We start from the raw sequence: 1,910 nt of genomic DNA, 5'->3' as shown, positions 1-1,910 counted from the left end.
TTGGCCTGGCCTTTCAGCTTCGAGTTGGGGAAGGCGGCCAGACGGATCTGTTCGTCGAGCGCCGCATCGCCGTGCATTTCGCCTTCGACTTCCAGTTCCGGCGCCCGTTGCTGCAACTGGGCCAGCACTTCGCGCATCTTCAGCGAGGTCGGCGTGTCTTCCGTGCCGAAGGTGGAGTGCGAGAGCAGCGCGACTTTCGGGATGATGCCGAAGTTGCGGATTTCCTCGGCGGCGAGCAGGGTCATTTCGGCCAGTTGCTCGGCGCTCGGGTCGTAATTGACGTAGGTGTCGCCAATGAAGACGGTGCGCTCGGGCAGCATCAGGAGGTTCATCGCGTAGTAGCGGTCATGGTCGGCGCGGGTGCCGATGACGCTCTGCACGTATTCGCGATGCGTTTCGTGGCGGCCGAAGGTGCCGCAGATCAGGCCGTCGGCGTAGCCGAGGTGGACCATCAACGCCCCGTACAGGGTGTTGCGCCGGCGCACTTCGCGGCGGGCGTAGTCGGGCGAGACGCCTTTGCGTTCCATCAGGCGGTGGTAGGTCTGCCAGAATTCTTCGAAGTGTTCGTCGAAGAAGGCGCAGTTGTCGGAATGGACGACTTCGAAATCTTCGCCTTCGCGAATGCGCAGGCCGGCCGCTTCGATGCGGCGGTTGATTTCGGCATGGCGACCGATCAGCACCGGCCGCGCGATGCCTTCGTCACGGACGACCTGGACGGCGCGCAGCACGCGTTCGTCCTCGCCTTCGGCGAAGACGATGCGCTTGGGGGCCAGCTTGGCCTGCGAGAAGACCGGCTTCATGATCATGCCGGAGTGGTAGACGAATTCGTTGAGGCCCTGGACGTAGGCGGCCCAGTCCTTGATCGGCCGGGTGGCAACGCCGGAGTCCATGCCGGCCTTGGCCACCGCCGGGGCGATCTTGACGATCAGGCGCGGGTCGAAAGGACGGGGAATCAGGTATTCCGGGCCGAAGCCGGTGATCTTTTCGCCATAGGCCGAGGCGACGACTTCCGATTGCTCGGCGCGGGCCAGTTCGGCGATGGCCTTGACCGCGGCCATCTTCATTTCTTCGGTGATGGTGGTGGCGCCGACGTCGAGCGCACCGCGGAAGATGAAGGGGAAGCAGAGGACGTTGTTGACCTGGTTCGGGTAGTCCGAGCGGCCGGTACACATGATGGCGTCGTCGCGGACGCTCTTGACCAGTTCCGGGGAGATTTCCGGGGTCGGGTTGGCGAGCGCCATGATCAGCGGCTTGGCGGCCATCTTGGCGACCATTTCCGGTTTCAGGACGCCGCCGGCCGACAGGCCGAGGAAGACGTCGGCGTCGGCAATCGCTTCGCCGAGCGTGCGCTGCTCGGTCTTCTTGGCGTAGCGGGCCTTGATCTCGTCCATTTCCTCGACGCGGCCTTCGTAGACCAGGCCCTTGATATCGGTCACCCAGATGTTGTCGACCGGGGCGCCGAGCATGACCAGCAGGTCGATACAGGCGAGCGCCGCGGCGCCGGCGCCGGAGGTGACGATCTTGACGGTGGACAGGTCCTTGCCGATCAGGTGCAGGCCGTTGAGGACGGCGGCACCGACGACGATCGCCGTGCCGTGCTGGTCGTCATGGAAGACGGGGATTTTCATCCGCTCGCGCAGCTTCTTCTCGATGTAGAAGCATTCAGGGGCCTTGATGTCTTCGAGGTTGATGCCGCCGAAGGTCGGTTCGAGCGAGGCGATGGTGTCGATCAGCTTGTCCGGGTCGCGCTCTTCGATTTCGAGGTCGAAGACGTCGATGTTGGCGAATTTCTTGAACAGGACGCCCTTGCCTTCCATCACCGGCTTGGCGGCGAGCGGGCCGATGGCGCCGAGGCCAAGCACGGCGGTGCCGTTGGTGATGACGCCGACCAGATTGGCGCGCGAGGTCAG

General features: G+C 64.2%; 1 protein-coding gene. It reads right to left on the bottom strand.

The genetic code is table 11. The annotated features are described in order from the left end of the window. On the bottom strand, positions 1–1,910 hold a 1,910-nt coding region (locus AT959_RS14740), incomplete at both ends, for an NADP-dependent malic enzyme (RefSeq protein WP_066884484.1).

Source organism: Dechloromonas denitrificans, from assembly GCF_001551835.1.
Lineage (GTDB): Bacteria > Pseudomonadota > Gammaproteobacteria > Burkholderiales > Rhodocyclaceae > Azonexus > Azonexus denitrificans.
This window is presented reverse-complemented; position numbering and strand designations above follow the sequence as displayed.